The organism is Paraburkholderia megapolitana (genome assembly GCF_007556815.1).
In the GTDB taxonomy this organism is placed as follows: domain Bacteria; phylum Pseudomonadota; class Gammaproteobacteria; order Burkholderiales; family Burkholderiaceae; genus Paraburkholderia; species Paraburkholderia megapolitana.
Genome location: NZ_CP041743.1, coordinates 1,301,931 through 1,325,613, shown reverse-complemented (window position 1 = coordinate 1,325,613; position 23,683 = coordinate 1,301,931). Strand labels below are relative to the sequence as shown.

The 23,683-nt window shown below is 61.8% G+C and carries 21 protein-coding genes; 6 read left to right on the top strand and 15 right to left on the bottom strand.

Annotation, left to right across the window (positions count from 1 at the left end; translation table 11 throughout):
* Nucleotides 1-3: 3 nt before the first annotated feature.
* The 5 genes from FNZ07_RS05670 to FNZ07_RS05650 all read right to left on the bottom strand — a co-directional run bounded on the left by FNZ07_RS05670 (nt 4) and on the right by FNZ07_RS05650 (nt 4,225).
* Complete coding sequence (locus FNZ07_RS05670; RefSeq protein WP_091012323.1) at nt 4-1,041, bottom strand: aldo/keto reductase; 1,038 nt, start codon at nt 1,039-1,041, stop codon at nt 4-6.
* Between the two features lie 47 nt (nt 1,042-1,088).
* A complete protein-coding gene (gene fae, locus FNZ07_RS05665) occupies nt 1,089-1,613 on the bottom strand; it encodes a formaldehyde-activating enzyme (RefSeq protein ID WP_091012320.1) in 525 nt (174 codons plus the stop codon).
* Nucleotides 1,614-2,295: 682 nt separating this feature from the next.
* Nucleotides 2,296-2,589, bottom strand: a complete 294-nt coding sequence (locus tag FNZ07_RS05660; RefSeq protein WP_091012318.1) for an H-NS histone family protein — start codon at nt 2,587-2,589, stop codon at nt 2,296-2,298.
* 163 nt (nt 2,590-2,752) lie between these two features.
* Nucleotides 2,753-3,952, bottom strand: a complete 1,200-nt coding sequence (locus tag FNZ07_RS05655) for a serine hydrolase domain-containing protein (protein WP_091012316.1) — start codon at nt 3,950-3,952, stop codon at nt 2,753-2,755.
* Nucleotides 3,953-4,024: 72 nt separating this feature from the next.
* Nucleotides 4,025-4,225 (bottom strand): hypothetical protein, encoded by a 201-nt coding sequence (locus tag FNZ07_RS05650; RefSeq protein ID WP_091012314.1) that lies wholly within the window; start codon nt 4,223-4,225, stop codon nt 4,025-4,027.
* Between the two features lie 347 nt (nt 4,226-4,572).
* Here FNZ07_RS05650 and FNZ07_RS05645 point away from each other — a divergent pair, with 347 nt between their 5' ends.
* Nucleotides 4,573-5,727 (top strand): helix-turn-helix transcriptional regulator, encoded by a 1,155-nt coding sequence (locus tag FNZ07_RS05645; RefSeq protein ID WP_091012311.1) that lies wholly within the window; start codon nt 4,573-4,575, stop codon nt 5,725-5,727.
* 36 nt (nt 5,728-5,763) lie between these two features.
* Here FNZ07_RS05645 and FNZ07_RS05640 read toward each other — a convergent pair whose 3' ends face one another.
* On the bottom strand, nt 5,764-6,036 hold the full coding sequence (locus FNZ07_RS05640; protein WP_091012309.1) for a hypothetical protein: 273 nt from the start codon (nt 6,034-6,036) through the stop codon (nt 5,764-5,766).
* A gap of 216 nt (nt 6,037-6,252) precedes the next feature.
* Between FNZ07_RS05640 and FNZ07_RS05635 the strand changes: the two genes are divergently transcribed.
* Nucleotides 6,253-7,653, top strand: a complete 1,401-nt coding sequence (locus FNZ07_RS05635; RefSeq protein WP_091012306.1) for a GntP family permease — start codon at nt 6,253-6,255, stop codon at nt 7,651-7,653.
* Between the two features lie 47 nt (nt 7,654-7,700).
* On the opposite strand, the gene FNZ07_RS05630 is transcribed toward FNZ07_RS05635, so the two are convergent.
* The 5 genes from FNZ07_RS05630 to FNZ07_RS05610 all read right to left on the bottom strand — a co-directional run bounded on the left by FNZ07_RS05630 (nt 7,701) and on the right by FNZ07_RS05610 (nt 15,006).
* A complete protein-coding gene (locus tag FNZ07_RS05630) occupies nt 7,701-8,612 on the bottom strand; it encodes a glycosyltransferase family 9 protein (RefSeq protein ID WP_245811485.1) in 912 nt (303 codons plus the stop codon).
* Nucleotides 8,613-8,876: 264 nt separating this feature from the next.
* Nucleotides 8,877-10,034: a porin gene (locus FNZ07_RS05625; RefSeq protein ID WP_091012302.1), complete on the bottom strand. Its 1,158-nt coding sequence runs from the start codon at nt 10,032-10,034 to the stop codon at nt 8,877-8,879.
* 649 nt (nt 10,035-10,683) lie between these two features.
* The gene (locus FNZ07_RS05620; RefSeq protein ID WP_091012300.1) at nt 10,684-11,244 is read right to left on the bottom strand and encodes an H-NS histone family protein; all 561 of its coding nucleotides are present in this window, start codon (nt 11,242-11,244) and stop codon (nt 10,684-10,686) included.
* Nucleotides 11,245-11,491: 247 nt separating this feature from the next.
* Nucleotides 11,492-13,633 carry a TonB-dependent siderophore receptor gene (locus FNZ07_RS05615; RefSeq protein WP_245811484.1) on the bottom strand — a complete coding sequence of 714 codons (2,142 nt, stop codon included), beginning with the start codon at nt 13,631-13,633 and terminating at the stop codon, nt 11,492-11,494.
* Nucleotides 13,634-13,848: 215 nt separating this feature from the next.
* Nucleotides 13,849-15,006, bottom strand: coding sequence for a pyridoxal phosphate-dependent aminotransferase (locus FNZ07_RS05610; RefSeq protein ID WP_091012298.1), 1,158 nt, complete (start codon nt 15,004-15,006; stop codon nt 13,849-13,851).
* Between the two features lie 32 nt (nt 15,007-15,038).
* On the opposite strand from FNZ07_RS05610, the gene FNZ07_RS05605 reads away from it, so the two are divergent.
* The gene (locus FNZ07_RS05605; protein ID WP_091012296.1) at nt 15,039-15,695 is read left to right on the top strand and encodes a GntR family transcriptional regulator; all 657 of its coding nucleotides are present in this window, start codon (nt 15,039-15,041) and stop codon (nt 15,693-15,695) included.
* 32 nt (nt 15,696-15,727) lie between these two features.
* Here the strand turns inward: FNZ07_RS05605 and FNZ07_RS05600 are convergent, their stop codons facing one another.
* Both FNZ07_RS05600 and FNZ07_RS05595 read right to left on the bottom strand, forming a co-directional pair.
* Nucleotides 15,728-16,264, bottom strand: a complete 537-nt coding sequence (locus tag FNZ07_RS05600) for a methylated-DNA--[protein]-cysteine S-methyltransferase (RefSeq protein WP_091012293.1) — start codon at nt 16,262-16,264, stop codon at nt 15,728-15,730.
* Nucleotides 16,261-17,697 (bottom strand): DNA-3-methyladenine glycosylase 2 family protein, encoded by a 1,437-nt coding sequence (locus FNZ07_RS05595; protein ID WP_091012291.1) that lies wholly within the window; start codon nt 17,695-17,697, stop codon nt 16,261-16,263. Before FNZ07_RS05595 ends, FNZ07_RS05600 begins: the two co-directional genes overlap by 4 nt.
* Before the next feature lie 499 nt (nt 17,698-18,196).
* Here FNZ07_RS05595 and FNZ07_RS05590 point away from each other — a divergent pair, with 499 nt between their 5' ends.
* The 3 genes from FNZ07_RS05590 (at nt 18,197) to FNZ07_RS05580 (ending at nt 21,481) form a co-directional block, all read left to right on the top strand.
* Nucleotides 18,197-18,448, top strand: coding sequence for a hypothetical protein (locus FNZ07_RS05590; protein WP_091012288.1), 252 nt, complete (start codon nt 18,197-18,199; stop codon nt 18,446-18,448).
* Between the two features lie 277 nt (nt 18,449-18,725).
* The gene (locus FNZ07_RS05585) at nt 18,726-19,718 is read left to right on the top strand and encodes a DedA family protein/thiosulfate sulfurtransferase GlpE (RefSeq protein ID WP_091012286.1); all 993 of its coding nucleotides are present in this window, start codon (nt 18,726-18,728) and stop codon (nt 19,716-19,718) included.
* Between the two features lie 53 nt (nt 19,719-19,771).
* The gene (locus FNZ07_RS05580) at nt 19,772-21,481 is read left to right on the top strand and encodes an FAD-dependent oxidoreductase (RefSeq protein ID WP_091012284.1); all 1,710 of its coding nucleotides are present in this window, start codon (nt 19,772-19,774) and stop codon (nt 21,479-21,481) included.
* A gap of 75 nt (nt 21,482-21,556) precedes the next feature.
* Here the strand turns inward: FNZ07_RS05580 and FNZ07_RS05575 are convergent, their stop codons facing one another.
* Both FNZ07_RS05575 and FNZ07_RS05570 read right to left on the bottom strand, forming a co-directional pair.
* Nucleotides 21,557-22,759: a pyridoxal phosphate-dependent aminotransferase gene (locus tag FNZ07_RS05575; RefSeq protein WP_091012282.1), complete on the bottom strand. Its 1,203-nt coding sequence runs from the start codon at nt 22,757-22,759 to the stop codon at nt 21,557-21,559.
* A 112-nt stretch (nt 22,760-22,871) separates the two neighbouring features.
* Nucleotides 22,872-23,600: a transporter substrate-binding domain-containing protein gene (locus tag FNZ07_RS05570; RefSeq protein WP_091012280.1), complete on the bottom strand. Its 729-nt coding sequence runs from the start codon at nt 23,598-23,600 to the stop codon at nt 22,872-22,874.
* Nucleotides 23,601-23,683: the final 83 nt, after the last annotated feature.

Genomic DNA, 23,683 nt, shown 5'->3' with positions numbered 1-23,683 from the left:
GCCTCACGCTGCCTTGCCGAATGTTTCGGCGAACACGCCCTCGGCGGCCCGCGGTTCGCGTGCGATGCGCCGGCCGGCCGTGTAATCGTTGATCAGATCGCACGGGGTGTAGTTGCGTTCGAGTTCGAACAGTTCGTCGGCGTCGAGCTTCGTCTCGAGCGCGGCCAGCGCGCTATCGAACTGCGCAGCCGAATCCGCGCCAACCAGCATGCTCGATACGCCGCCGTGGTTGAGTACCCACGCCTGCGCAATCTGCGCGGGCGTCACGCCACGGCGCGCCGCGACGCGTGCCACCGATGCGGCAATCTCGCGCGTCGTTGCGTCGCCGTACATCTGCGCAGTGAAGAAGTCGGTCTGGTTGCGTGTCGAAGTCGGATCGCTGGTCAGAAAACCGCGTGCGAGCGGACTGAACACCGAGACGCCCACCCCCTGGTCTTTGCAGTACGGAATCATTTCGCGCTCTTCCTCGCGGTAGGCGAGGTTCAGCTGCAATTGCATATTGATCGGCTTATGCCAGCCGTTGCGTTCGCAGACCTGCATGATCTTTGCGAACTGCCACGTGTACATCGTCGACACGCCGAGGTAGCGCGCCTTGCCTGCACGCACGATGTCGTTTAGCGCGCCCATCGTTTCTTCGACTGGCGTATTCACGTCGAAGAAATGCAGCATGAAGATATCGACGTAGTCCATGTCGAGGCGTTTCAACGACCCGTCGATGCCGTCCATGATGTGCTTGCGCGAATGGCCGCCCGCGTTCTGGTAGCTGCCCATGTCGTAGCCGACCTTGGTCGCCACGACGATCTCTTCGCGACGCGTAGCGCGCTTCAGAATCCGACCGACGACTTCCTCGCCGACACCGGTCGAATAGAAATCGGCGAGATCGATGAAGTTCACGCCGGCATCCAGCGCGTGACGCACGATGGGTTCGCTTTGCGCTTCATCGAAGATCCACGGCTTCCATTGCGGCGTGCCCATGTTCATCGTGCCGAGGCACAGACGCGAAACTTTCAGGCCGGACTGGCCGAGGCGGGTGTATTCCATGAAACTGTCTCCAGATTTTTTTAGCGGCGCCGAGTGGAGCGCTACGCTCAGCGTTGCTTCGGCGTATAGAACGGATTCGATACCTCGCGCGCGGCGGCAAACACTTCGTCGCGATGCGGCAAGCCCTTCATCGCCGCCACGATTGCGTTCTTGCAGGCGCGGTAGTTGTTTTCGAACACGGCATCGAGATCGTCGGTCTTCGGGTTGACCCAGTTCGCCGACACCACCACCCAGTCGTTCTCCGCCTCGGGCGGCAGCGTGCCGTTCTCCAGCGACTCGGCCACGGCCTTCGCGATCCCGGCCTGCGATGCACCCCACGTCGCATTGCCGTGGAACTCGCCATCGATCTGCGCCTTGTTCACATACAGCGTCAGCGGCTTGGTCGGGATGCCGGGGCGCGCGATCACGACGAACGGCGCGTGGCCCGTGCTCGGTGTCGCGAGCGCGGTCGCGAACGCCTGGCCTGCCGGGCCGTTGCGCGGGCCGACCAGCACGTTGATGTGGGCGAGATTGACGCCCGGTCCTTCGAATCCTTCGCCGATATAAAGTTGTTTGTCCGTCGTGGCGCTCATGGTCGTTCCGTCAGCGGTTGAGTGAATGGCGCGATTGTGCGGGCCGCGACGAACGGCGGTGAATCGATGTTTTTTGATGCGGGGTATGAGGCGCGCTCATTTCCGGGTTTGTCCCAGGCGCGTGCTGCAGGTCTCGATCGGCCCAAAGGTGAGCGTTTTCAGGAGGGGCGAATTCTGGTGCTGTTCACACGTTAGACGTGAGCGGAGATCGTCTTTGGTTTGCACCGTACGCAGCGTGCGTGGCACGTGCTTTGATAGCCGCGTCCGCATGCGTATGCAGCGCGTCCGGTATGTTTGCGAATCGTTTATGCGAGCTTCCTTGAGCGCCGCAAAGCCTTGTCAGATAAGGCTGTCCAGCCGATCTACCTAGACGACGCAAGTGACTTCACTACGAGGTTCGAGCACTCATCCGCATCGAATGGATGTCCGAATCGACATCGCCTCGACTCGGCGCCCTCGCGCGCGGGCACCCTCCGCCGAACCACTCCATCACCCACGCGAGATCGGTCAAAGGTGAGCGTTTTCGGGAATTGCTCAACGGTGCGAAAAACGACACGTGACGCGTCACCGCGACATCGTCATCACGCAGCGCGCTATCGCTGCGCAAAGCAGACGGCCGATGCATCGCGTGGATGCATCGGCCGTCGGACGCTTCTGTCGTGCGGCGAAAACGCCGCCCGCTTCAGTCTTCGATCAGGAAGCGATCGCGGTTCTTGCCCACGAGCCAGCCTGGGGTGCGGCCGCGACCGCTCCATGTTTCATCAGTCTTGGGGTTGCGATAGCGCGGCGGCAGTGGCGCCTTGCGTGCACCGGGAGCGCGTTTGCTCGAGAAGCCGAGTTCTTCCGCCGTGATCCCGTATTCGGCGATCTGCTGTCTGATGTCGGCGATCGCCTGTGCCACTTCTTTATCGCGCGCGACGGCCACCTCCTTATGAAGCTTTTCGAGTTGAGCAGTCAGTTGCTTATAGGTGGCCATGACAGCAGTCTCCAATTGGTGTTAGGGCAACGGGGAGTGTGACCCTAACAGATCGAAAAAGTGCCGGATAGGTCCGGTTTCGCCCCAAGTGCTAAAGGTCAGTCAGTCGTGCGTTACGTGCCAGTGTCCCCGTAACGCCACACCACACCACATCACTGCACATTCAATCGTCGATTGCGTCGTACAGGCGGCGCTCGTATTCGTTCGCCATCGGAAATGGTCCGTCGGTACGAAGCTGGATCAGCATGATGCCGATCATCTGCTCCACGGGATCGGCAAACCAGCTCGTGCCGAATGCGCCAGGCCAGCCAAACGAACCCGTCGACCGGTAGCCGAGCGGCAACTGTTGCGCCGGATCGTCGACCACCGACAAGCCGAGCCCGAAGCCCTGCCCCGCCCACGTAATCGGACCGATGGCCGGCATGCGCCGCTGTTCGCGGGTCAGGAAGTTGCTGCGCATCAGGTCGACCGAGCGGTGCGACAACAGCCGCGTATCGTCGACGCGCCCGCGTCCGAGCAGCAGCCGGGCAAACTGTAGATAGTCGTGGGCCGTCGAGACGAGCCCACCACCGCCGCTCTGGAAACGCGCTGCATTGGCCCAGCGACTACCCGCCGCGCGCTCTTCGACGACGCGGCGCCGGCTCGGCGAATCGAAGCGCCATGCTGTGCTGAGCCGCTCGAGCTGCGTGCCCGCAATCGAGAACGCGGTATCGCGCATGCCTAACGGCTCGAAGATGCGCGTGCGGAAGAAGTCACCGAGCGACAGACCGCTCACGCGCTCGACGAGGACGCCGAGTACGTCGGTAGCGACGCTGTAGTGCCAGCGCGTACCGGGCTGAAACATCAGCGGCAACGACGCGACGCGCGCGAGCCATCCGTTGGAGCCGGCCCCCGAGTCGACTCCGTTGAACGCTTTGGCATAGGCCTCGGCAAGCGGTCCCGTCGAAGTGAAGTGATACGCGAAACCCGCACGATGCGTCAGCAGATCGAGCACCGTGATGGGCTCACGCAACGGGTCGGTGGTATCGAGGGAGCCTGCTGGATCGCGCAGCACGCGCAGTGTCGCGAGTTCCGGTAGCCACCGGCTCACGGGCGCGTCGAGCGCCAGCTGGTCCGCTTCGATCAGCATCATCGCTGCGGCGCTCGTGACCGGTTTCGTCATCGAGGCGATCCGGAACAGCGTGTCGCGCTCCATCGGCAGCCGGTCCGCTTCGTCTCGCAGACCAAGCGCATCGAATTGCGCAATCTCGTCGCGACGCCACGCCAGCGTCACGACACCCGCCACGTCGCCGCGCTCGACATAGGCCTGCATGGCCTCAGTCAAGCGTGCGAGCCGGTCGGGAGAAAAACCTGCTCTCTGCATCGCGGTCCCTGCAAGCTCGGTCGTTCTTCTACTGTAAACAGAAAGATGTGCAATCGGCCAGTACTGCCGGCATCATTTTTGGAGCCCCTCAAGGACGAGAAGCGCTTCGTTGAGCCGCTTCACGCGGCTCGCCTGCGATGGAACGAGAATCGCAGCCAGAACCGAATTGACCCGGTTGCGCCAGTAGGACAACGGGATGCGGTCGCCGGCTGAAATGCGCGGCATCACGTGTTCGAGATGTTCAATATCTTTTTCGAGTTGCTGGTGGTTCATTGCCTTTCCCCGGAATGCCAGTCTAAATCCACTACAAGCATTAACTGTGCCGTATACCGTCGAGTAAAAACGGGAGTAACTACCGATTCGTCTGCCTTTTTCAGACGCCTCTGGAAAAATTTACGGCGAATATTCGATTACCGGTCCTGAATCGACTCTAGAACTGCGGCGAGTGCTCTTCCGTTAGGCGCCGCACCGAACCCGGCGTCTCGTCAGAAGATAATCCAGCGTAAGAAACGGAAGATTAACGTCAGCTATTCGGACTGTATATTCCCCGTTTGTGGAAGACATAAGTCCAACCTGGTAGATCGAGTACGTGCAGTGTTTATGGAAAAAATCGAGGTCGCGTGGAATCAGATGAACAACAATATGACCGGCTTGTGCACCGCATTTATGACACCGTCGGCGAAGCCGCGGGATGGCAGGCGTTATATGCGGACCTCGCCGCACTGACCGGGGCCAGCACGATTCATGTGCTCGCCTTCGACAAGCATCACGACACGCTGTCCTTCAGTGACGGTTTCAATCTCCCGGTGGCCGCCGAACTCGGCTATATCCAGCACTACCATCGCGTCGATCCGCGTCTCGCGCTGTTATGGACGCAGCCGGTGCTGCACTGGATGCATTGCCACGAGCATTTCGACGACGCGTTCGTCAGCGAGAACCGTTTTTACCAGGAGTTCCTGCTGCCGATGGGGCATCGTTATGTATCGGGCTGCAAGCTGATCGACGAGGCACGCCTCACGGTCGTGTTCGCCTGCACGCGCAACGATAGCCAGGGGCCGATGACCGCGGACGCGATTGCGTTTTTACAGCGCCTGACACCGCATCTGGCGCGCGCGATGACGCAGCAGATGCAGCGCTACGTGTACTCGACGGATGCGCTGGTCGGCCATGCGTTCGTGAGCCGCTGGGGGCAGCCCGTGATACTCGCGACGACCGGCGGCGAAGTGCTGCACGTGAACGGAGCCGCCGAACGTCTGCTGCAATCGACCGCGCTGGTGCGTATAACCGGTCGCACGCTGATGCTGCCGCCGCCCTTCATGAGCCGCTTTCTCGATGACTGCGCGCAGACCGAAGGGCAGTTGCGCGTGCCCGATCACGCCACCCAGGCGAGCGCCGCACAGTACCGGGTACTGCGCATCGCCGGCGACGACAGCGAGAAGACCGCGCTCTATGTGTTCTACAACCTGATCGTGCCCGGCGAGGTGTCGGCGAGATTCGGCCTGCGTGCGATTGCCATGCTGATATTTTTCGATCCGCAATCGTCGCCGGTGGTCGACACCGATCTGCTCGCGGCGGCATTCAATCTGACGCCAGCCGAATGCCGGGTCGCATACTGCCTCGCGGAAGGACTCTCGCTAAAGGACATTGCGCTGCGTCTCGGCGTGCAGCACGACACCGTACGCAAGCAGTTGCAATCGATCTACCAGAAGACATCGACGAACCGCCAGCCGGATCTGATCCGGCTGCTGTTGCATCTGCCAGGCGCGATTGTCTGAGGCGATGTTCGTTCGTGCTATTCGTATTGCTTCGCGTTACTTCGCCTTGCAGGCGTACAGCAAGGTACGCTGGCCGTCGTCGGTCGACTGGCGCACGGTATCGAACGCGCCGCCGCACGCGGCACGCGCCTGCTGTTCGCACGAGGTCTGGCTGTCCGGGCATTGCACCTGGGTGGTCGGACGGCCATCGGACAGAAACAGCGGCGCGCTGCTGCCGCAGCCCGCGAGTCCGGCTAACGCTGCGAGCGCGGCCAACCCGGCTAGCGAGCGCACGACAGCTACCTGAAATGATTGACGGCTGTGTTCCATGGAGAACCCCGATCGGCGTCTTGTTTTTCGACGATAGCGATTGTGCCATGCGTAGCTTGCAAAGCGTTATTCGTGTCGTCGTCGTTGTTCAGCGATGACACGCAATAAACCTGGCCGACGATTGCCCGCAAACAATAGAAACATTTATCCTGTATGAATCAATAACCAGCCGGCATTATCGATGCCTGCATTAAACGCACTCAATACGGAGACCCAATGTCATTTGTGATCGTCCTCGCCGCGCTAGTGTTTCTGATGTTTGCGGCCTATCGCGGCTACAGCGTGATTCTCGTTGCGCCAATCGCGGCACTCGGCGCCGTATTGTTGACCGAACCATCCGCGGTCGCGCCGGTGTTCTCCGGCATCTTCATGGACAAGATGGTCGGCTTCGTGAAGCTTTACTTTCCGGTATTTCTGCTTGGCGCGGTATTCGGCAAGGTAATCGAACTGTCGGGATTCTCCGAATCGATCGTGGCCGCCGCCATTCGCTATATCGGCCGCTCGCGCGCCAATGCGGTAATCGTCGCGGTCTGCGCGCTGCTGACTTACGGCGGCGTATCGTTGTTCGTGGTCGTCTTCGCGGTCTATCCATTCGCCGCCGAACTCTATCGGCAGAGCAATATTCCGAAACGTCTGATGCCGGGCGCCATTGCGCTCGGTGCGTTCTCGTTCACGATGGATTCGCTGCCGGGCACACCGCAAATCCAGAACATCATCCCGACCACCTTCTTCAAAACGACGTCGTGGGCCGCGCCGGTGCTTGGCGTAGCGGGGTCGCTCTTCATCGTCGTCGTGGGCCTGACGTATCTGGAATGGCGCCGCCGCGCCGCGATGGCTAAAGGCGAAGGCTACGGCACGTCGCTCGTCAACGAGCCGGAGCGCGTCGAGTCCTCGCATCTGCCGCATCCGCTGCTCGCCGTCGCACCGCTCATTCTTGTCGGCGTCGCCAACTTCGCGCTGACGCGGCTGATTCCCGACTGGTACGGCGCCTCGTATACCGTCGCGCCGGACGTGTTGCCCGGCATACATGCGCCCATCACGACGCCGATCAAGACCGTGGTCGCGATCTGGTCGGTGGAAGGCGCGCTGCTGCTCGGCATCGTGCTGGTCGTGCTGACCGCGTTTGGCCGCGTACGCGAACGGTTCGCGACCGGTACCAAGGCAGCCGTCGCCGGTGCGCTGCTTGCGTCGGTGAATACCGCGTCGGAGTACGGCTTCGGTGGCGTGATCGCGGCGTTGCCCGGCTTTCTCGTCGTTAGCGATGCGCTGAAGAGCATTCCGAATCCGCTCGTCAACGCTGCGGTGTCGGTCAGCTCGCTGGCGGGTATCACCGGGTCGGCTTCAGGCGGCATGAGCATCGCGCTCGCTGCCATGTCCGATACTTTTATCAAGGCCGCGGACGCCGCCCATATTCCAATGGAAGTGCTGCACCGGGTCGTCGCCATGGCGAGCGGCGGCATGGACACGCTGCCGCACAACGGCGCCGTCATTACACTGCTTGCCGTGACGGGGCTCACGCACCGCGAGTCGTATCGCGACATTTTCGCGGTGACGATCATCAAGACGCTGGCCGTGTTTTTCGTGATCACGGTGTATTACACGACTGGACTGGTTTGACGCAGTCGCCACGGACAACTGCCAAGGCGGGCAGTTAGCGAACCCGCTTAGGCGGGTTCGCTGCTTTTCGCGTATAGGTCGACGGGGCGTTCGTCTTCGGGCTGATGCTCCCGAACCATGCGCTGGAACACCCGCAAAACTCGCGTGCATGTCAGTGTCTCGCGCCAGAATTTTTCTTTAAGCCTCGCGGTGGGAATCCATTGCCAGGGCAACACAACTGTCACCGTCCCCCATGCCGGACGCCAACGCTCCGAGACACCTCGTCGGCGGAACAGACTGGTCGTCGGAATGCCGAGATTCGACGCAAGATGGCCGACGCCGGAGTCGTTGCCGATAAACCAGCCGGACTCGTAAAGCCAGCACGCGAGTTCGTGCAAATTGTCGAAAACCGGTGCGGGAATTCCGCCTCTCTCGCGTTCGCTCCAGTGCTCGCGTTCGTGCGGCGCGATCACGAACTGTACGTCGTAGCCACGTTTGCGCAGGCACTGCGCCAGCTTCACGAAGCTTCGACGCGGCCAGCGCTTGTCGTCGGTACTGGCCTCGGGATGAATCGCAATGCGGCGCACATACTGGCGATGCCGTAACGAGGATGGCGGCGTGATGCCGTTGGTCAGGCCGACATCGGTGAGCCCAAGCTCCTGCCGGCAGAAATCGGCGAAGCGCTCGGCCATGCAGCCTGGTGGATCGCTGTATGAGACTTCATGCAGATCATAGACGCGAGGATGGAGGTCCGCGAGATTCGCCACCGGTTTATGTCGATGCATTTGCACGACGATCTCGTACGGTGCGAGCCATGCGTTGCTATCCGTTGCCTCCGGTAACGGCCTGATCGCGACGTCGGGAAACCAGTGCCGAAGCGCATAAGCCGGACGCCCAAAGACATCGACGTCGATCCCGTTTCGCAAAAGATTGCGGACGATGACCATCAGGATCAGGGTGTCGCCAATTGCGTTCGACATGACGATGGCGAAGCGCCTCGGTCCATCTGCGTCTGTGGGATGCGGCAACAGTGGGTTCATGCGGGCGAGCAAGTTGGACGCATTGCCTGAAGCGCCTGACGGTAGGAAAAGGATGCTCAGATGAGAGACGGGGACCTGTCCGCTAAAGCGACGTAGTGTAGATCTCCAGCGGATTATTTAAGTTACCGGGTTCATTACCTTCGCTTACGCCACAAATACACAGACGGCAGCGTGGTTTAGCCACACTGCCATCCACGCGCTTGCCTAGAACTTGTGACGAATACCCAGACTGATGATTTCCTGCGTAGAGGTCCCCGCGACCCCATACGATCCTATCGACGCCTCGGCACTGCTCACCGTGCCGTCCGCGTTCAACTGGTTGCCGCTCGCGTGCTGCCATGCGCCCACCAGATAGACGTCGGTACGCTTCGACAGGTTGTAGTCGGTGCCCAGTGAAATCTGGTTGTAGGTCGCCGCCGTATCGCCGCTTGCCTTCGTGTAGCTGTAACCGAGCCCTAAGAGCAGCGCTGGCGTTGCCTGGTAATTCAGGAACGCTTGCCCGGTGTTGAACTTCTCCGTCGCAGCGAAGGCCGACTGGGCATCCGCCTTGTATTGCGAATTGCTGTAGCTCGCGCCGATCGTGTAGGGGCCGGCAACATATTGCGCGGCGACGCGCGCGATATTGATCGACTTCGCCGTGGCATAGCCCGTATTGACCGGCCCGTCGAACGTACCATCCGAGGTCGACGACCAGCCTGTGCGTAGCGCCGCCGTGGTGCTGGCGTTGTCGGCGACGTAGTAGCCGGCCGACACCGCGATCGGACCGTTGGCATAGGCCGCCGCCAGCGACCATGTCTGCCCGGAGCCAGTCTGGCCGGCAACACCGCCCAACGCGTACATGCCTTCGACCTGCAATCCGCCGAACAGCGGCGACACGTACTTGACTGCATTGTTGGTACGCGAGCTGTTGTCGTAGTTGTCGACGTCGCCGGCAGTCGCAAACGTGCTGCCGAAGTAGTTGTCCGCCGTGATGCCCTGGACCAGGTCGACGAGCGGATCGTACTGGCGACCTAGCGTGAACGTACCGTATCGATCGCTCTGCAATCCGACGTACGCCTGACGGCCGAACTCCGACGTGGTGCCGTTATAGCTGCCCATCTTGCCGTTGTTGACGTTGAAACCGTCTTCCAGCTGGAAGATCGCTTTCAGGCCGCCGCCTAAGTCCTCCGAGCCCTTGAGACCCCAGCGGCTCCCCGACAGATTGCCCGAGTAGAGCCCGACCTGGTTCGTGCCGGTTGGCGTGGCGTTATGGGTGTACTGAATCGACTCGTCGATTACGCCGTACAGAGTGACGCTGTTCTGCGCGTGAGCCACTCCGATTGTGGCTCCCAGCAGCGCCAGGGTAATGGCGGACTTTTTCATTCCGGACTCTCCAAAGATACTGTTGAATAACGCGCGGCGCGCTTGCCGACGAATCGGCTACGAAGCGGATTCGTCGGCGCATGCGCGCATCGCTTTGCTTTGATATCCGGTCGGTCGACTGGCCAACATCGGCCGGATGTCGCCATTAGGTCACAGCGTGTACGGTCATCTGTTGGCAACAGACCACAGGCGCACTTACCACGCGTTGCATTCGCCTCGGTGCGTAATACGAGCGGTTTTGCGTGGGATTTAGCGCGGCAATGGAGACGGGAACACGCACGCCTTAACGGGCTTGTGTTTGCGGCAAGCCGGGCGGGAGGAACCGATTCGTTCGGCGCGCAAGCCATCGGATTGACTTTGCGTCCAGTTGTGACGCGCCGTCATACGATGAAAGACCTTGCAATGGGTTCGACACGTTGGGCGAATGCGCGCTCGATCCGGATTAACGTCTGTTCAGACACGTCTTGATCCGGACGAGATGCAATGCGATGACTGCACGGAATGTTTGCAACCGATGGAGGGATTTGCAGCGGGGTTTGATGCAGGATGATCGAGTAGCGTGTGAGCGACACGTTACTGGCAACACTCAGATGAGAGGGCGCTCCGTGCGCGGTAGCGCATCGGTGCAGCCCTCTCGCGTATTTACGCGTTACGCCGCAGCCGATGACGCTACCGGTGCCTTCTTCGCTGCCGCTTTTCTGCCAGCCGTCTTTCTGGTTGCCTTCTTCGCCGCCTTTTTGACCGGCGCAGTTTTGGCGCTTACTGCCTTTTTAGCCGCGGCCTTCCTGCCTGCTTTCTTCGCTCCGCGGGCACCTTTTACGGCCGCCTTAACCGTGCTCGCCGCGCTATCCACCGCGCCTGCGATCAGAAACTTCGAACGATCCTTAACGTCCTTGATCCATGCCGGCGGGCGGGCGTGGCCGCTCCATGTTTCGCCGGTCTTCGGATTCAAATATTTCGGCGGGAGTTTTCCCTTTTTGGCGGCAACCTTGACGCGTTTTCCCGTTACGCCTTTTGCGGCATTTGCCGCTTTGCGGGTATCTTCGCGTCGCGCCTTTGCGCGAGCTTCGATATCTTCGGTGGTCAAACCATGCTTGATCATCAACGTGCGGATCTGATCGACTGCAGCTTGCGCGCGCTTCGCAAGGATCTTTTCTGCTTGCGCCTGTAGCTTTTTCATACGCGCCTGAATCTGTTCGAGCGTAGCCATATGGACCTCCCAGTGAGTTATGTAGGGGCACTATGCCATGAATGGCAAAACCAAAGCTAGACTTTGAGCAATTAACCAGCCTGCTTTGCAACAGTAGATCTTCACTAGGATAGGCGCACCATTGAATCCAGTGCATACCTTAGCCACGATGATCTGGAGATCCATTCGTCCTGCAAAACGCATATAACGTAGCGCGCGACATTCGATCCTGTTTTTAGCTTTAGCGACGACTAAAACCCGGCATGCATCAGAAATCGACCCGCGCGCTCAGGATGAACTCACGCGATGGGCCAATCGTGACGAACGGCGTGCCAGTACAGCAGCTCGACGTGTAGTAGGTCGAATTGAAGACGTTCTTTGCGTTGAACTGCCAGGCAATGTTCTGACCGACGATTCGCGAATCCCACGCGATAAACGCATCGGCGACGCGCCCCCAAGGCATGTGATAGACCTTGCCGGTGCCGTCGCCGACCGGCAGCGTGCTGAATACCCGGCCGCCCGCACCGGCGCGCAGCCTGCCGCTCACCGGCGCCGCGCCGATCACGCCGAAATCGTGCGTCAGATACAACGCTGCTTCGTGCTTCGGCGCATTGGGCAAAGGGTTACCCGCGAGTTTCGGATCGTCCTGATAGCGACCTTCCGTATAGGCATAGCTACCGATCGCGCTCCACGTATCGCTTAGCTTTCCGTTCACTTCGAGTTCGACGCCACGCGAATGGGCGCGACCCGCGTTGCGCGTGTAGTTGATTCCACCGATGGTTTCGGTAGTCTGGATGTTGCGCTTACGAATATCGAACAGCGCAAGCGTCGCGGTCAGATTGTGCGCCACGTACTTCGAACCGATCTCCCAGGCTTTGGCCTGCTCGGGCGGCAATTCGCCGATCGGTTGCGCGATCGATGTATTCGGGCGGAACGATTCGCTATAGCTGGCATACAGCGACCACTGCGGATCGATCTTGAAGACGACGCCCGCGCGCGGAACCACCTTGCTCGCATTAACGTAGGTGCCCACGACGAACGGCCGCCCCTTGCCGGTCATTTCGCTAAACGACTCGTAGCGCAGGCCGCCCAGCACGATCCAGCGGTCACTCAGGTGTATCGCATCCTGAATGAACGCGCCGCGCGAAATGAGCTTGTCGGTCTGGTCGCTATCGGCCGGCGAGAGCGTGCTGATCTGCGGCAGCAAACCGTATACCGGCGCGTACAGGTTGAAACCCGAATTGTTCCTGCCGCGGTACAGATCGCCCAGCACGCGATAGTTGCGCATATAGTCGACGCCCGCGAGCACATCGTTCTGCAGGCCCGCAATCTGCACCTTGCCCTCGAGGTTCAAGGTCAGATTGTGCGTGGTCTGCGTACCGTTCTGCGTCGCGTCCACACGCCGGGTCAACACCCCGGTGTTGAAGTTCGCGCTCATTACACGCGCCTGCCAGTCGTTGTAGTACGTTCGATTGAAACCGTACCCGGCATGCACTGTCCAGTTGCCGTCCAGTTTGTGATCGATACGCAGATTGAGCGCATCCGAACGACCGGCCGACACGTTGTAGCGCTCGTCGAGACGTTCCTCGTTCGGTATCGCAACCGGGTTGCCGGTACGTGTGTCGATGATCGTGCCGCGATCGAACGGCACCGCGTAGCTCATGTGTTCATACGCGAGCAGCACGGTGGTGTCGCGACCGTACCAGGCGACTGACGGTGCAATCACGTCCTGGCGCGTCTCGCCGAAGTCGCGCCAATAGTCGGTGCGGCGATGGTCGGCAATGAAGCGATACGCGAGACCCGACGAACCGATCGGGCCGGTCAGATCGATCTGCGCGCCGCCGCCACCGTAGCTGCTGCCGGATCCTGTGACAGAACGCGCAGCCTCGAGCTGCGGTTTTTTCGTCACGACGTTGATGATGCCGCCGGGATCCTGGATGCCGTACAGCATCGATGCCGGACCCTTGAGTACTTCGATGCGCTCGGTGGTCGGTGTGAAATTGCGCGGCTGAACGGATTGCATGCCGTCGCGCAGAATCGAATTGTCGCGGTTGTCGCCGAAGCCGCGCTTGACGATCGCATCGAGTGAGCCGGCCAGCGTATTGCCCATGCGGACACCGGGTACCGCCGATAACGCGTCGGCGAGACTGTCGGGCGCGCGATCGCTGATCGATTGCTGGGTCACGACGTTGACGGCCTGCGGCACGTCGATCAACGGCGTATCGGTGCGCGTCGCAACCGATGCACGGCGCGGCTGGTAGCCCACTTCATCGATTGGCTTCGTGGCGTTGACGGTGACCGCCGGCAGCGTGCCCCGGTCGCTGGCGACGGTATCTATCGCGCTGTCCTGCTCGACCGCTTCGCACACGCCCGCCACGAGCAACCCGTGCGACAGGATCAACGACCCCAAAACAATCCCTCGACGCCCGCTGCGCCGCTGACAGCCTTTCATCTTCACACCCCGTAGCCATACGATTAGCTTTCGACGGGGCGGATGATATCGATAATGAGAACCATTCGCAACTGCAAATTATTCTTTCCGCATGTGTGCGAACGATTCGGACAAGCTCTTTCAATGCCGCAACACGACCGCTGCGTACTATATAGAGCAGCAAAGCAAACCCATCAGACACCCCACGCAGCGCGCACACGGCTACGAATATCGCCAAGCCGCGACACCGGTTCGTTGGCAAACACGAAGCGCAGATAGCGGCCGGCGTCGGGTCCCCAGTGCGTCATCGGCGTGGCCGCCACTTCACCGAACTCGAACAGCCGCCGCGATGCTTCGGGCGAGGTGAAGCCCAGTTGCTCCGTGTCGATCAACAGCGACCAGCCGCCGTCGGGTCGCACGAGCGGCAGGTCGTGCAGTTCACGCAACAGGAAGTCGCGCCTCGCCTGCCACTCGGCCACCGCCTGCGCAACGCCGTCATCCGCCGCCGTCAATGCAGCCGTCGCACCTGGCATACCGATGCCGACCTGGCACACGACGTTGCAAAGACTCGTCAGGCGAACATCGGCCATGATCGCTTCCGGCCCGACGATCCAGCCGACCCGCCAGCCGATCATCCGGTATTCCTTCGATACCGAGCCGACCGTGATGGTCCGCTCGCGCATCTCCGGCAACGACGCCGGATGAATGATTGCGCGCCCATCGAAGACGATGCGCTCCATCGCGGCGTCGTAGATGAGCCATGCATTCGTGCGCCGGCAGTGCTGGGCGATCGCGTCCCACTCGGCACGATTGGCGACGAAGCCGGTCGGCATCGACGGCGACATCACGAGCAGCGCGCGGGTGCGCGGACCGACCGCTGCGGCGAGGCTCTCGAGGTCGAGCCGCCAGCCGTCGGCGCCCGGAATGAGTCGTGCGAAACGCGGCTCGCCGCCGGCAAGCCGTACACGATTGATCAGCCCGGCATAAGTCGGATCGGTCAGCACGACCTCGTCGCCGGGCTCGAGAATGGACAGCAGCACGTTGAGAACGCCAGACATACCGCCAGCGGAAATCACGCATTCGCGTCCGGCGTCATACTCGACGCCGGCACTGCGTGCGATCCGCGCGACGACCGCCTCGCGCAGCGCCCGCTGACCGATGAACGGCAGATAACTGTTTGCGTCGTCGTCCTCGACGGCCTCGTGCGTGCGCCGGATCGCGTCGGCGGGCGGCCGCAGGTCGGTGTCGAGATTCTCGAGCCTTAGAATGTTGTGATTGTTCGTCGCATCGGCTGCATCGCCCATCTTGTCGACACCGATACCGGGAATATTTCTCAATCTAGATACCGTCATAACAACCTCCTCACTTGTTTTAATATATTAAGATGAAGAAGTCAGCCGACGCAAAAGTTTTCTCCGAGTCGCTGTCCGACCGTTTGCGCGAGCGCATCCTGCGCGGCGAACTGGCGCCCGGCACACAGTTGCGTCAGGACCGGATCGCCGAGGAATTCGGCACGAGCCACATCCCGGTACGCGAAGCGTTCATCCAGCTCGAAGCCCGCGGCTTCGTCACGATCGTGCCGAATCGCGGCGCGTTCGTTTCGTCGATGACCCGCGACGAAGCGGAGGAGTTGCAGGCCATGCGCGTCGCGCTCGAACTGCTCGCGCTCGACGCCGCGCTCGACGCGTTCACTGCCGCCGATGTCGCGACGGCCCGCGCGGCGCTCGATCAGGACGCGCACGCCACCGAGGTGGACCAATGGTCAAAGGACAACTGGGCGTTTCATCGCGCGATCTATGCCCCGAGTGACAAACGGCATTTGATGGAAGCGCTGGAATCGTTGTGGCAGAAGGCCGATCGCTATCTGCGGCTGGTCTGGCAACTGGCCGCGTATCAGGACACGTCGTTTGCGGAGCACACGCGGATTCTCGCAGCGGTCGAAGCGAAGGATCGACGTCTCGCCAAACGTCTGACGAAAGAACACATCACCGATGCGGGTGTCGTGATGATCGAAGCGCTGCATGCGCATCGTTCGAAGTAGAAGCTTGTGTTGCGGCGTTGGAAAGCTGTCGATTACACGCCACCCAGATCGAGCAATTCCATCTGCCGCGGCAGCGTCGAACGTGGCCGTTCTAACGCAAGCAACGCTTCCTTCCGATGCAGACCGCCCGCATAGCCCGTGAGATCGCCCGCACTCGACACCACGCGATGACACGGCACGACAATCGAAATCGGGTTACGTCCATTTGCGGCACCGACTGCGCGCGCACTGCCCGCCGCGAGGCCGAGACGCTGCGCAATACGCCCATAACTGTCGATTTCACCAAACGGAATCTTCACGAGCTGATCCCACACGCTGCGTTGAAACGCGGTCCCGACAGGACGTAGACGCAGCGTGAAACGTTCGCGCTCGCCTGCGAAATATTCGTCGAGTTGTTGCTGGGCTTCGCGCAGAACACGCGGCGCATCGGCAATCGGATAGCAATGCGCGGATGCATCGGCGGAAGGGAAATATTTCTGGCCGACGAAGAAGACACCGGTCAGCGCGTCGTCTTCGGCGCGCAGCAGAATCTCGCCGAGCGGGCCCGGTATCAGTGTGCAGTACTTCATGCGGCGCTCGCCTCCTGTCCCGCTGCATACGCAAAATGTTGAGCCGCATAGGCGCGCCACGGCGCCCAGCATGCGCCGTCGTCGGGTGCCATCTGTGCGATCAACGGATCGCCGAGCGGATAGGCGTTAGGCCAACCGAGCGCGCGCATCGCCACATATTGAACCGACCATTCGTCGAGACCGATCACGTCGCGCAAATGCGCGAGCGTTTCGTCGAGTGGCGTAAAAGGTTCGAGAAACACGCGTTGCTGTACGACCTCGTCGGCTAGCTTCAAGAGACACGTCACACCGCGCAACGGCAAACCCGTCGCACGCAGCGTCTGCGCCGACACACTGGCCAACGCATGCGCCGACGGAAACGCCGTGCGCAATCCATCGGGCGCCTGCGCAACCGGTGTGCCGAACGCATCCGCGATACGTTGCAGCCAGGCATGTGCGTCGGCGCGCGGCCAGTGGCGCAGCGCAATCGCGCGCACAGCGGTTTCGAAACCGTCGAAGGCACCCGGCACGCGCATGCCGGGCAGCGCCGCGGCCAATGCACCGAGGCGCGCATCGATCAGATCCGGCCGGCAATCGAGATCGAAGAATCGCCGCACCTGCGCAAGCAGCGACGGCACGACCGGCGTCAGCGACGACGACAGCGTAATGCGCAGCGCGAGCCGCTGCGGCAGATGGTCCGCGCGCAGCCAGCCGGTTACGCGCGTCCCGTCGTGCGGCACCGCGATCGCACGCGTATAGCTGTCGTGCGTCACGCGCTCGACACCGCTAATCGCCTGACTGGTGAGGGAATACAGGAGCGCGTCCCACGCAAACGGCGGCCGGTACGGCAAGTCGAGCGTGAGCGTATCGGCAGTGGCGGCGCGCGCGGCGTCGGTGGCATGTTTGCGCACGCGAGCCGGGGTGAAACCGTAGCGACGGCTAAACAGATCGTTAAAGCGCCGCACGCTGCCAAACCCCGCCGTCAAGGCGACCTGCGCAGCAGGCAAGGTCGTGTCCGCCAGCAGACGCTTGGCCATCAACAGACGCTGCGTTTGTGCGTAGTCGATCGGCGACACACCGAATTCCGCTTCGAAGATGCGCCGCAAATGCCGCGTGCTGACGCCGACACGTGCCGCTAGCGCGGAAAGATTCGCATCGTTGAGAAAACCCGCGCCGATCAGCGCGGCCGCGGCCTGGGCCAGCCGACGCGAAACATCGAGCAGCCCGTGGCCGGGCGCGAGTTCCGGGCGACAGCGCAAGCAGGGCCGGAAACCGGCCTGTTCCGCCGCAGCGGCGTTCGCATAGAAACGGCAATTCGCGAGCTTCGGCGAACGCACCGGACAAACCGGCCGGCAGTAAATACCCGTCGATGTCACCGCCACGAAGAACCAGCCGTCGAAGCGCCGGTCGCGCGCCAGCACGGCTTCATAACAGGAATCGCGATCGAAAGTCATGGCACTACTCTAGCGCAGGCCGCCGCCAAACTCTGGCCGGAATCGGACATGAGCATGCAGCGGTGCTCGAAGCCGGAGGGTTTGCGCGCTGGACACGCCGCGTTCGCAGCGTTTCCTCTGACAGTTGCGCCGTCGCGCGCAGACGGTCTTCGTAGTCGGCGCGCCGCGACATCGCGATCGTGCCCGTTCCCTACGAATTCTTTCTGTCCGCTAACACTTTGGCACACGAGCACTGCGCACTTTCCCGCTCAGCCTTAATACACGGGTACGACACAGGCATGACACCGGCGGCCCGCGCAATGCACCGCGCCAGGGCACGTAAAAAGGCAGTCGTCGAAATGGCGAGTCGCGTTAAACTGGCTCCCACTACTCTGCGGCAGGTCAGGCGCGCAGTGGCGCAAATCGCCGGATACGTACGCCGGTATGAGCGCCACGCGACAAACAGCGCGTGCACCAGCCCGTAAAATGGTTCGATCCAACAATGAAACGAGGACACTCGATGCGCACTACCGGGTCTTCCGGGTCCATGGCCCTGCTCACCGAATTCGACGATGCGACGGCGCGCGAACTTCGTTCGCTGCGTCTCGAATCGACAGAGGACGGTAAAGGCATTCTTCTGGTCGAAGTCGACGAGCGCAAGCCCGGCATTCATCGCGAAGTGCGCTACGAAATTACACCCGCGGAACTGATCGCCGCGATCCGCGCCCACGGCGCCGAATTGCCTGGCGAACAGCACAACCACCGTCAGTGACACGATAAGCGGCAGCGTGCGGCCGGTGCCGTATCGCCGCCGTATCCGATTCCCTCGCTGCTGTCTTTCCCGCGATTCGTAGTGCGCCCAGCCGGACGCTTGACCGGCTATCCGGGCCGCGCGACACCAGGCGGCGCGCGCAGCCGCCCGCATATCTCAGTCGTCTTCGCAGTTGCCATCACAGCGCGCATTCCAGAAGGCTTGCACGTCTCTAAAATGCGTCCATAATCGTTGGGTTACCGTCAGATCGCAGCCTGCAAGGCCGCCAAGTAAGCCGATGCTACATGACCTCGTTGAGCAATACGGACCTGCACTGGTGTTCGCCAATGTGCTCGCCGCTTCGCTCGGATTACCCGTGCCCGCCCTCCCCACCATCGTCCTGTTCGGGGCGATGGCGGCGCTTCATCCCGGTTCCATCGGTACGCAGTTAGGACCGGTGCTCGTGCTGTCGGTGTTCGCGACATTGATCGGCGACAGCGTCTGGTTTTTCGCCGGGCGCGTGTACGGCGGCAATACGCTGAAAACCATCTGCAAACTGTCGCTGTCGCGCGATACCTGCGTGAAGAAAACCGAGCGCTTTTTCGGCCGCTGGGGCGTGCGCGTGCTCGCCGTGGCGAAGTTCGTGCCGGGCCTGTCGATCGTATCGATTCCGATGGCCGGCGCGATGGGCACGTCCTACCGTGCGTTTCTCGGTTATGACGGCATCGGTGCTGCGCTATGGGCCGGCGTCGGTCTCGTGATCGGCGTGCTGTTCGCGCCGCAGATCGACATGCTGTTCGCAGGCGCGAGCCGCCTCGGCCGGATGACCGCGGCGGTGGTCGTCGTTCTGCTGCTGCTCTATGCGAGTTATCGCTGGTATCGCCGCCGGCAACTGATCAAGAAACTCGCCACTGCGCGCATCGGCGTCGACGAGCTGTATCAGTTGATGCTCGCGAAGGCGCCACCCATCGTGGTGTTCGATATCCGTTCGCACGAAAAGCGCAAGCTCGATCCGTTCGTGATTCCGGGCTCGCTTTACGCGGACGAACGGCAACTCGACGAGATCGTCGCGAAGTATCCGCACGACCAGAAGCTCGTCATCTATTGCTCGTGTCCGAACGAAATTTCTGCGGCGTGGATGGCCAAGCAGCTTACCGAAGCAGGTTTCAGCGACGTGGTCCCGCTGGCGGGCGGTCTCGACGCCTGGCGCGACGCGGGCTGCGAACTCGAAGCGATCGTTGAGGAAGCGCAGCATCACGTCGAGGCGCATATCGCGCCGAACGCGGTCTAGTACTACTGCCGCGGCCGTCCCTCACGGCGCGCGGAAGGTGAAGGAGTCATTCGATGGGGTCGATTCAGGCAGTAGAAGTGCAACCGGACGTCGTCGCCGACGCGCCGTTCTCGACGCTGTCCACGCGGCGTCACCAGATGTTCCCGAAGCTCACCGCCGAAGAGATCGAGCGCATGCGCCGCTTCGGCGAACTGCATCACTGGCAGTCGGGCGACCTGCTGTTCGAAACCGGTTTGCCCGGTCCCGGCATGTTCGTGATGCTGTCAGGCGCGGTCAAGGTTTATCAGCGCGATGGGCTCGGGCGCGAGCACATCATCACCGAGCACACTCGCGGCGACTTCATGGCCGAAGTCGGCCAGTTGTCCGGGCGGCCGGCGCTCGTCAACGGCGTTGCGCTCGAACCGGTCGATTGCCTGTTGATCGCACCGGAGCGGCTGCGCGCACTGATCATCGCCGAGGCCGACCTGGGCGAGCGCATCATGCGCGCGCTGATCCTGCGCCGCGTGTCGCTGATCGAAAAAGGCGCGGGCGGCCCGATTCTGGTCGGCAAGCGCAACGACTCGCGGCTCGTCGCGCTGCAAGGCTTCCTGTCGCGCAACGGTCATCCGCATTCGGTCATCGACGAAAGCGACGAAGACGCGCTGGGTCTGATCGAACAGTACGCAGCGCGCCTTGAAGACCTGCCGCTCGTCATCTGCCCGGATGGCTCGGTGCTGCGTCGACCGAGCGATCCCGAACTCGCGACATGCCTCGGCCTGCTGCCCGATCTCGACAACTCGCATGTGTACGATGTCGCGATTGTCGGCGCTGGACCTGCCGGGCTCGCGACAGCCGTTTATGCAGCCTCGGAAGGACTGTCGGTGATCGTGCTCGATAGCCGCGCACCTGGCGGCCAGGCCGGCGCCAGTTCGCGGATCGAAAACTACCTCGGCTTTCCGACTGGCATCACAGGTCAGGCGCTCGCGGGCCGTGCGTTCGTGCAGGCGCAGAAGTTCGGCGCGCACGTCGCGATTCCGGTCAGAGTGAAGACGCTGCATTGCGAGGAAATGCCGCATCGTCTCGAGCTGAAGTGCGGCGGCAGCATCACCGCGCATGCGATCGTGATTGCGAGCGGCGCGGTTTACCGGCGGCCCGAGATCGAAGGGCTCGAGCGTTTTGATGGACGCGGGGTGTACTACTGGGCATCGCCGGTTGAAGCGAAGCTGTGCAAGCACGAGGAGATCGTGCTGGTGGGCGGCGGCAACTCGGCGGGGCAGGCAATCGTCTATCTCGCGACGCACGCGGCACGCGTGCACGTGCTGATTCGCCGCAGCGGGTTCGAAGCGACGATGTCGCGCTATCTGATCGATCGCATCAAGTCGCTGCCGAACGTGATCGTTCATCCGCATTCGGAAATCGCGCGGATCGACGGCGACGACAGCGGTATGACGACGGTGGGGCTCAAGAAGCCGCTCGCGGACGGCACCGACCATTTCGACACGCGGCATCTGTTCCTCTTCACCGGCGCCGATCCGAATACCGACTGGCTACGCACCTGCGGCGTGCAGCTCGATCAGAAAGGTTTTGTGCTGACCGGCATCGACGGTGTCAATCCGGTGTGCGGGCTCGGTACTAGCGTCGAGGGCGTGTTCGCGATTGGCGATGCGCGTGCTGGATCGACCAAACGCGTGGCAGCGGCTGTCGGCGAAGGTGCTGCGGTCGTGTCGCAGATTCACCAGATGCTCGCCGCCACTTCCGGCGAGGCGGTTGCCCTCGGCGCATAACAGCGCTTTGGTAGCCTGGCACACCAGCCGGCCTCGCACGACGATGCGAGGGCCGGTCGGTGTGCAGCAACAACTTTACTTCAGCCGTTCCGCGAAATCGGCAATGCGGTCCATTCCCTTGCCGATTGTCTCGTGTCCAAGCGCGATGGACATGCGGATGAAGGGCCCCGCTCCGAATACCTCACCCGGCACCGTAGCGACATCGGCCTCTTCGAGCAGTGCCTCGACGACCGCCACGTCGCTCGTCAACACACGGCCGCCACGCGTTACCCTCCCGATCCATCCTGCGCAATCGACCAGCACATAGAACGTACCGGCAGGCTTGATCGCCTTCAGACCGGGGATCTGCGCGAGGCGTTGCAACGCGAAGTCGCGGCGCTCCTGGAACGTCTTGCGGTTGCGCTCGATGTGCGACTGATCGCCTTCGAGCGCTTCGATGGCCGCCGCCTGGGCCACGCTGTTGGGCGAGCCGGTTATCGTGCTCAAAAGATCGCCAATCGACTTCATCACCTGCTGCGGCCCGGCCGCGAATCCCAGGCGCCAGCCTGTCATCGCATAGCCTTTCGAGAAACCATTGATCGTGATGATCTGCCCCGCGAGTTTCGGCATGGCTTCGACAAAAGTGACTGTGCGCTGCTCGTCGTAGTAGAGATGCTCGTACAGTTCGTCCGTGATGATCCAGACGTCCGGATAGTCCTTCAGCACCGCACCGAGCGCCTGAATTTCCTCGCGTGTGTAGATCGCGCCGCTCGGATTCGTCGGCGAGTTGAAGATGAGCGCGCGGGTACGTCTGGTCAGCGCGGCCGCGAGTTTTTCGGGCGTGAGCTTGAAGCCCGATGCCGCGTCGGACGCTACAAAGACAGGCGTACCACCGGCGATCTGCACATGGTCCGGATAGGTGACCCAGTACGGCGCGGGGATGATGACTTCGTCGCCGGGGTTGACGGTGCACATGATGGCGGCCAGCAAGATGACCTTGGCACCGGAACCGATGACGATCTGACCCGGCTCGTACTGCGCGTGGTTCTCGCGCAGCAGCTTGTTCGCCACCGCTTTCTTCAGCGGACCGAAGCCATCCGCTGCCGTGTACTTCGTGAAGTTGCCGTTGATGGCCGCGATACCGGCAGCCTTGATGTTTTCAGCGGTGTGGAAGTCGGGCTCGCCGAGGCTAAAAGGCACGATGTCTCGTCCGGCGCGCGTGAGTTCGGCGGCTCGCACGTTCATTGCGATCGTCGGTGACGGACGGATTTCGTTGACCCTGTTAGCGATGCTCGGCATGTCTGACTCCGCTTGTTACGAGTGTTTGATGTTTATCGGTTTATCGAAAATCTGGATGCAGCGCTTGCTTCGACGGCGATGAGGTCGTGCCGCAACCGTCGAATATCGGTGCTTATACTCCGGCGCGCCTGAATGCGGCCTCTACAAACCCGGACGACTTCGCCTGCTCGAGGAAATGGCTGGCTGCGTCCAGCGCGACAGGCTTCCCTTTCGGCACAGCGATGGCTACCTTGATCGCATGGAAAGCACCATCGAGCACCCTGGAACCTGGAAAGCGTGTCTGGTAGCGCTCGAGCACATCGCGTGAGAGAGCAACGGCGTCGGCGTCGCCCGCCTTCAACAACTCGAGGGCCGCGCTGACCGAACTCACTGCCTTGAACTGCGCCGCGGGCAACGCCTTTTGCGCGGCCCGGATGGTGGTGGTTTCAGCGAGGCCGACAACCGTCATCCGGGCATCGTCGAGCGCCGCGAAGTCGGGCACGACGGCTGCATCGCGCACGAGGCAGGTGCTCTCGACGACGTAGTATTCCGGTCCAAAATTCACGTGCTTCCTGCGCTCATCGTCGACCGGCATAAATGCGACGTCGAGTTGCCCTTGCTCGAGGGCATCGACGAGCTGGCCGGAACCGGAGAAACCGAGCACTTCGCCCGGTACGTTCAGCCTCCTCGCGAACTCGTTTGCCAGGTCGACCGTCACGCCATGCAGAGCGCCGTCCACGGTTCGAAGCGCGAAGAATGCCGACGGCTCGGGCGCATACACCACGCCGACACGCAGCACACCCGTTGGCGTGAGCTCGCTACGTCCAGACTCGCTAGTGAAGCTGCCCTGCAAGTTGCCCATCTGCGTCGTTCCTCGTGTCTTCGTATCTTCGCGCGCGCCTCCGCGAGACCTCAGTATCCAACAGCTTGAAGAGTTAGCAAAAC

Bases quoted from the DNA above. Each gene is read 5' to 3' on its own strand.
- FNZ07_RS05605 (WP_091012296.1), top strand. From the start codon at position 15,039: ATGAAGAAGTCAGCCGACGCAAAAGTTTTCTCCGAGTCGCTGTCCGAC.
- FNZ07_RS05620 (WP_091012300.1), bottom strand. From the start codon at position 11,244: ATGGCTACGCTCGAACAGATTCAGGCGCGTATGAAAAAGCTACAGGCG.
- FNZ07_RS05595 (WP_091012291.1), bottom strand. From the start codon at position 17,697: ATGACTTTCGATCGCGATTCCTGTTATGAAGCCGTGCTGGCGCGCGAC.
- FNZ07_RS05670 (WP_091012323.1), bottom strand. From the start codon at position 1,041: ATGGAATACACCCGCCTCGGCCAGTCCGGCCTGAAAGTTTCGCGTCTG.
- FNZ07_RS05585 (WP_091012286.1), top strand. From the start codon at position 18,726: ATGCTACATGACCTCGTTGAGCAATACGGACCTGCACTGGTGTTCGCC.
- FNZ07_RS05650 (WP_091012314.1), bottom strand. From the start codon at position 4,225: ATGAACCACCAGCAACTCGAAAAAGATATTGAACATCTCGAACACGTG.
- FNZ07_RS05610 (WP_091012298.1), bottom strand. From the start codon at position 15,006: ATGACGGTATCTAGATTGAGAAATATTCCCGGTATCGGTGTCGACAAG.
- FNZ07_RS05635 (WP_091012306.1), top strand. From the start codon at position 6,253: ATGTCATTTGTGATCGTCCTCGCCGCGCTAGTGTTTCTGATGTTTGCG.
- FNZ07_RS05590 (WP_091012288.1), top strand. From the start codon at position 18,197: ATGCGCACTACCGGGTCTTCCGGGTCCATGGCCCTGCTCACCGAATTC.
- FNZ07_RS05630 (WP_245811485.1), bottom strand. From the start codon at position 8,612: ATGTCGAACGCAATTGGCGACACCCTGATCCTGATGGTCATCGTCCGC.
- FNZ07_RS05655 (WP_091012316.1), bottom strand. From the start codon at position 3,952: ATGCAGAGAGCAGGTTTTTCTCCCGACCGGCTCGCACGCTTGACTGAG.
- FNZ07_RS05570 (WP_091012280.1), bottom strand. From the start codon at position 23,600: ATGGGCAACTTGCAGGGCAGCTTCACTAGCGAGTCTGGACGTAGCGAG.
- fae (WP_091012320.1), bottom strand. From the start codon at position 1,613: ATGAGCGCCACGACGGACAAACAACTTTATATCGGCGAAGGATTCGAA.
- FNZ07_RS05640 (WP_091012309.1), bottom strand. From the start codon at position 6,036: ATGGAACACAGCCGTCAATCATTTCAGGTAGCTGTCGTGCGCTCGCTA.
- FNZ07_RS05660 (WP_091012318.1), bottom strand. From the start codon at position 2,589: ATGGCCACCTATAAGCAACTGACTGCTCAACTCGAAAAGCTTCATAAG.
- FNZ07_RS05580 (WP_091012284.1), top strand. From the start codon at position 19,772: ATGGGGTCGATTCAGGCAGTAGAAGTGCAACCGGACGTCGTCGCCGAC.
- FNZ07_RS05575 (WP_091012282.1), bottom strand. From the start codon at position 22,759: ATGCCGAGCATCGCTAACAGGGTCAACGAAATCCGTCCGTCACCGACG.
- FNZ07_RS05625 (WP_091012302.1), bottom strand. From the start codon at position 10,034: ATGAAAAAGTCCGCCATTACCCTGGCGCTGCTGGGAGCCACAATCGGA.
- FNZ07_RS05600 (WP_091012293.1), bottom strand. From the start codon at position 16,264: ATGAAGTACTGCACACTGATACCGGGCCCGCTCGGCGAGATTCTGCTG.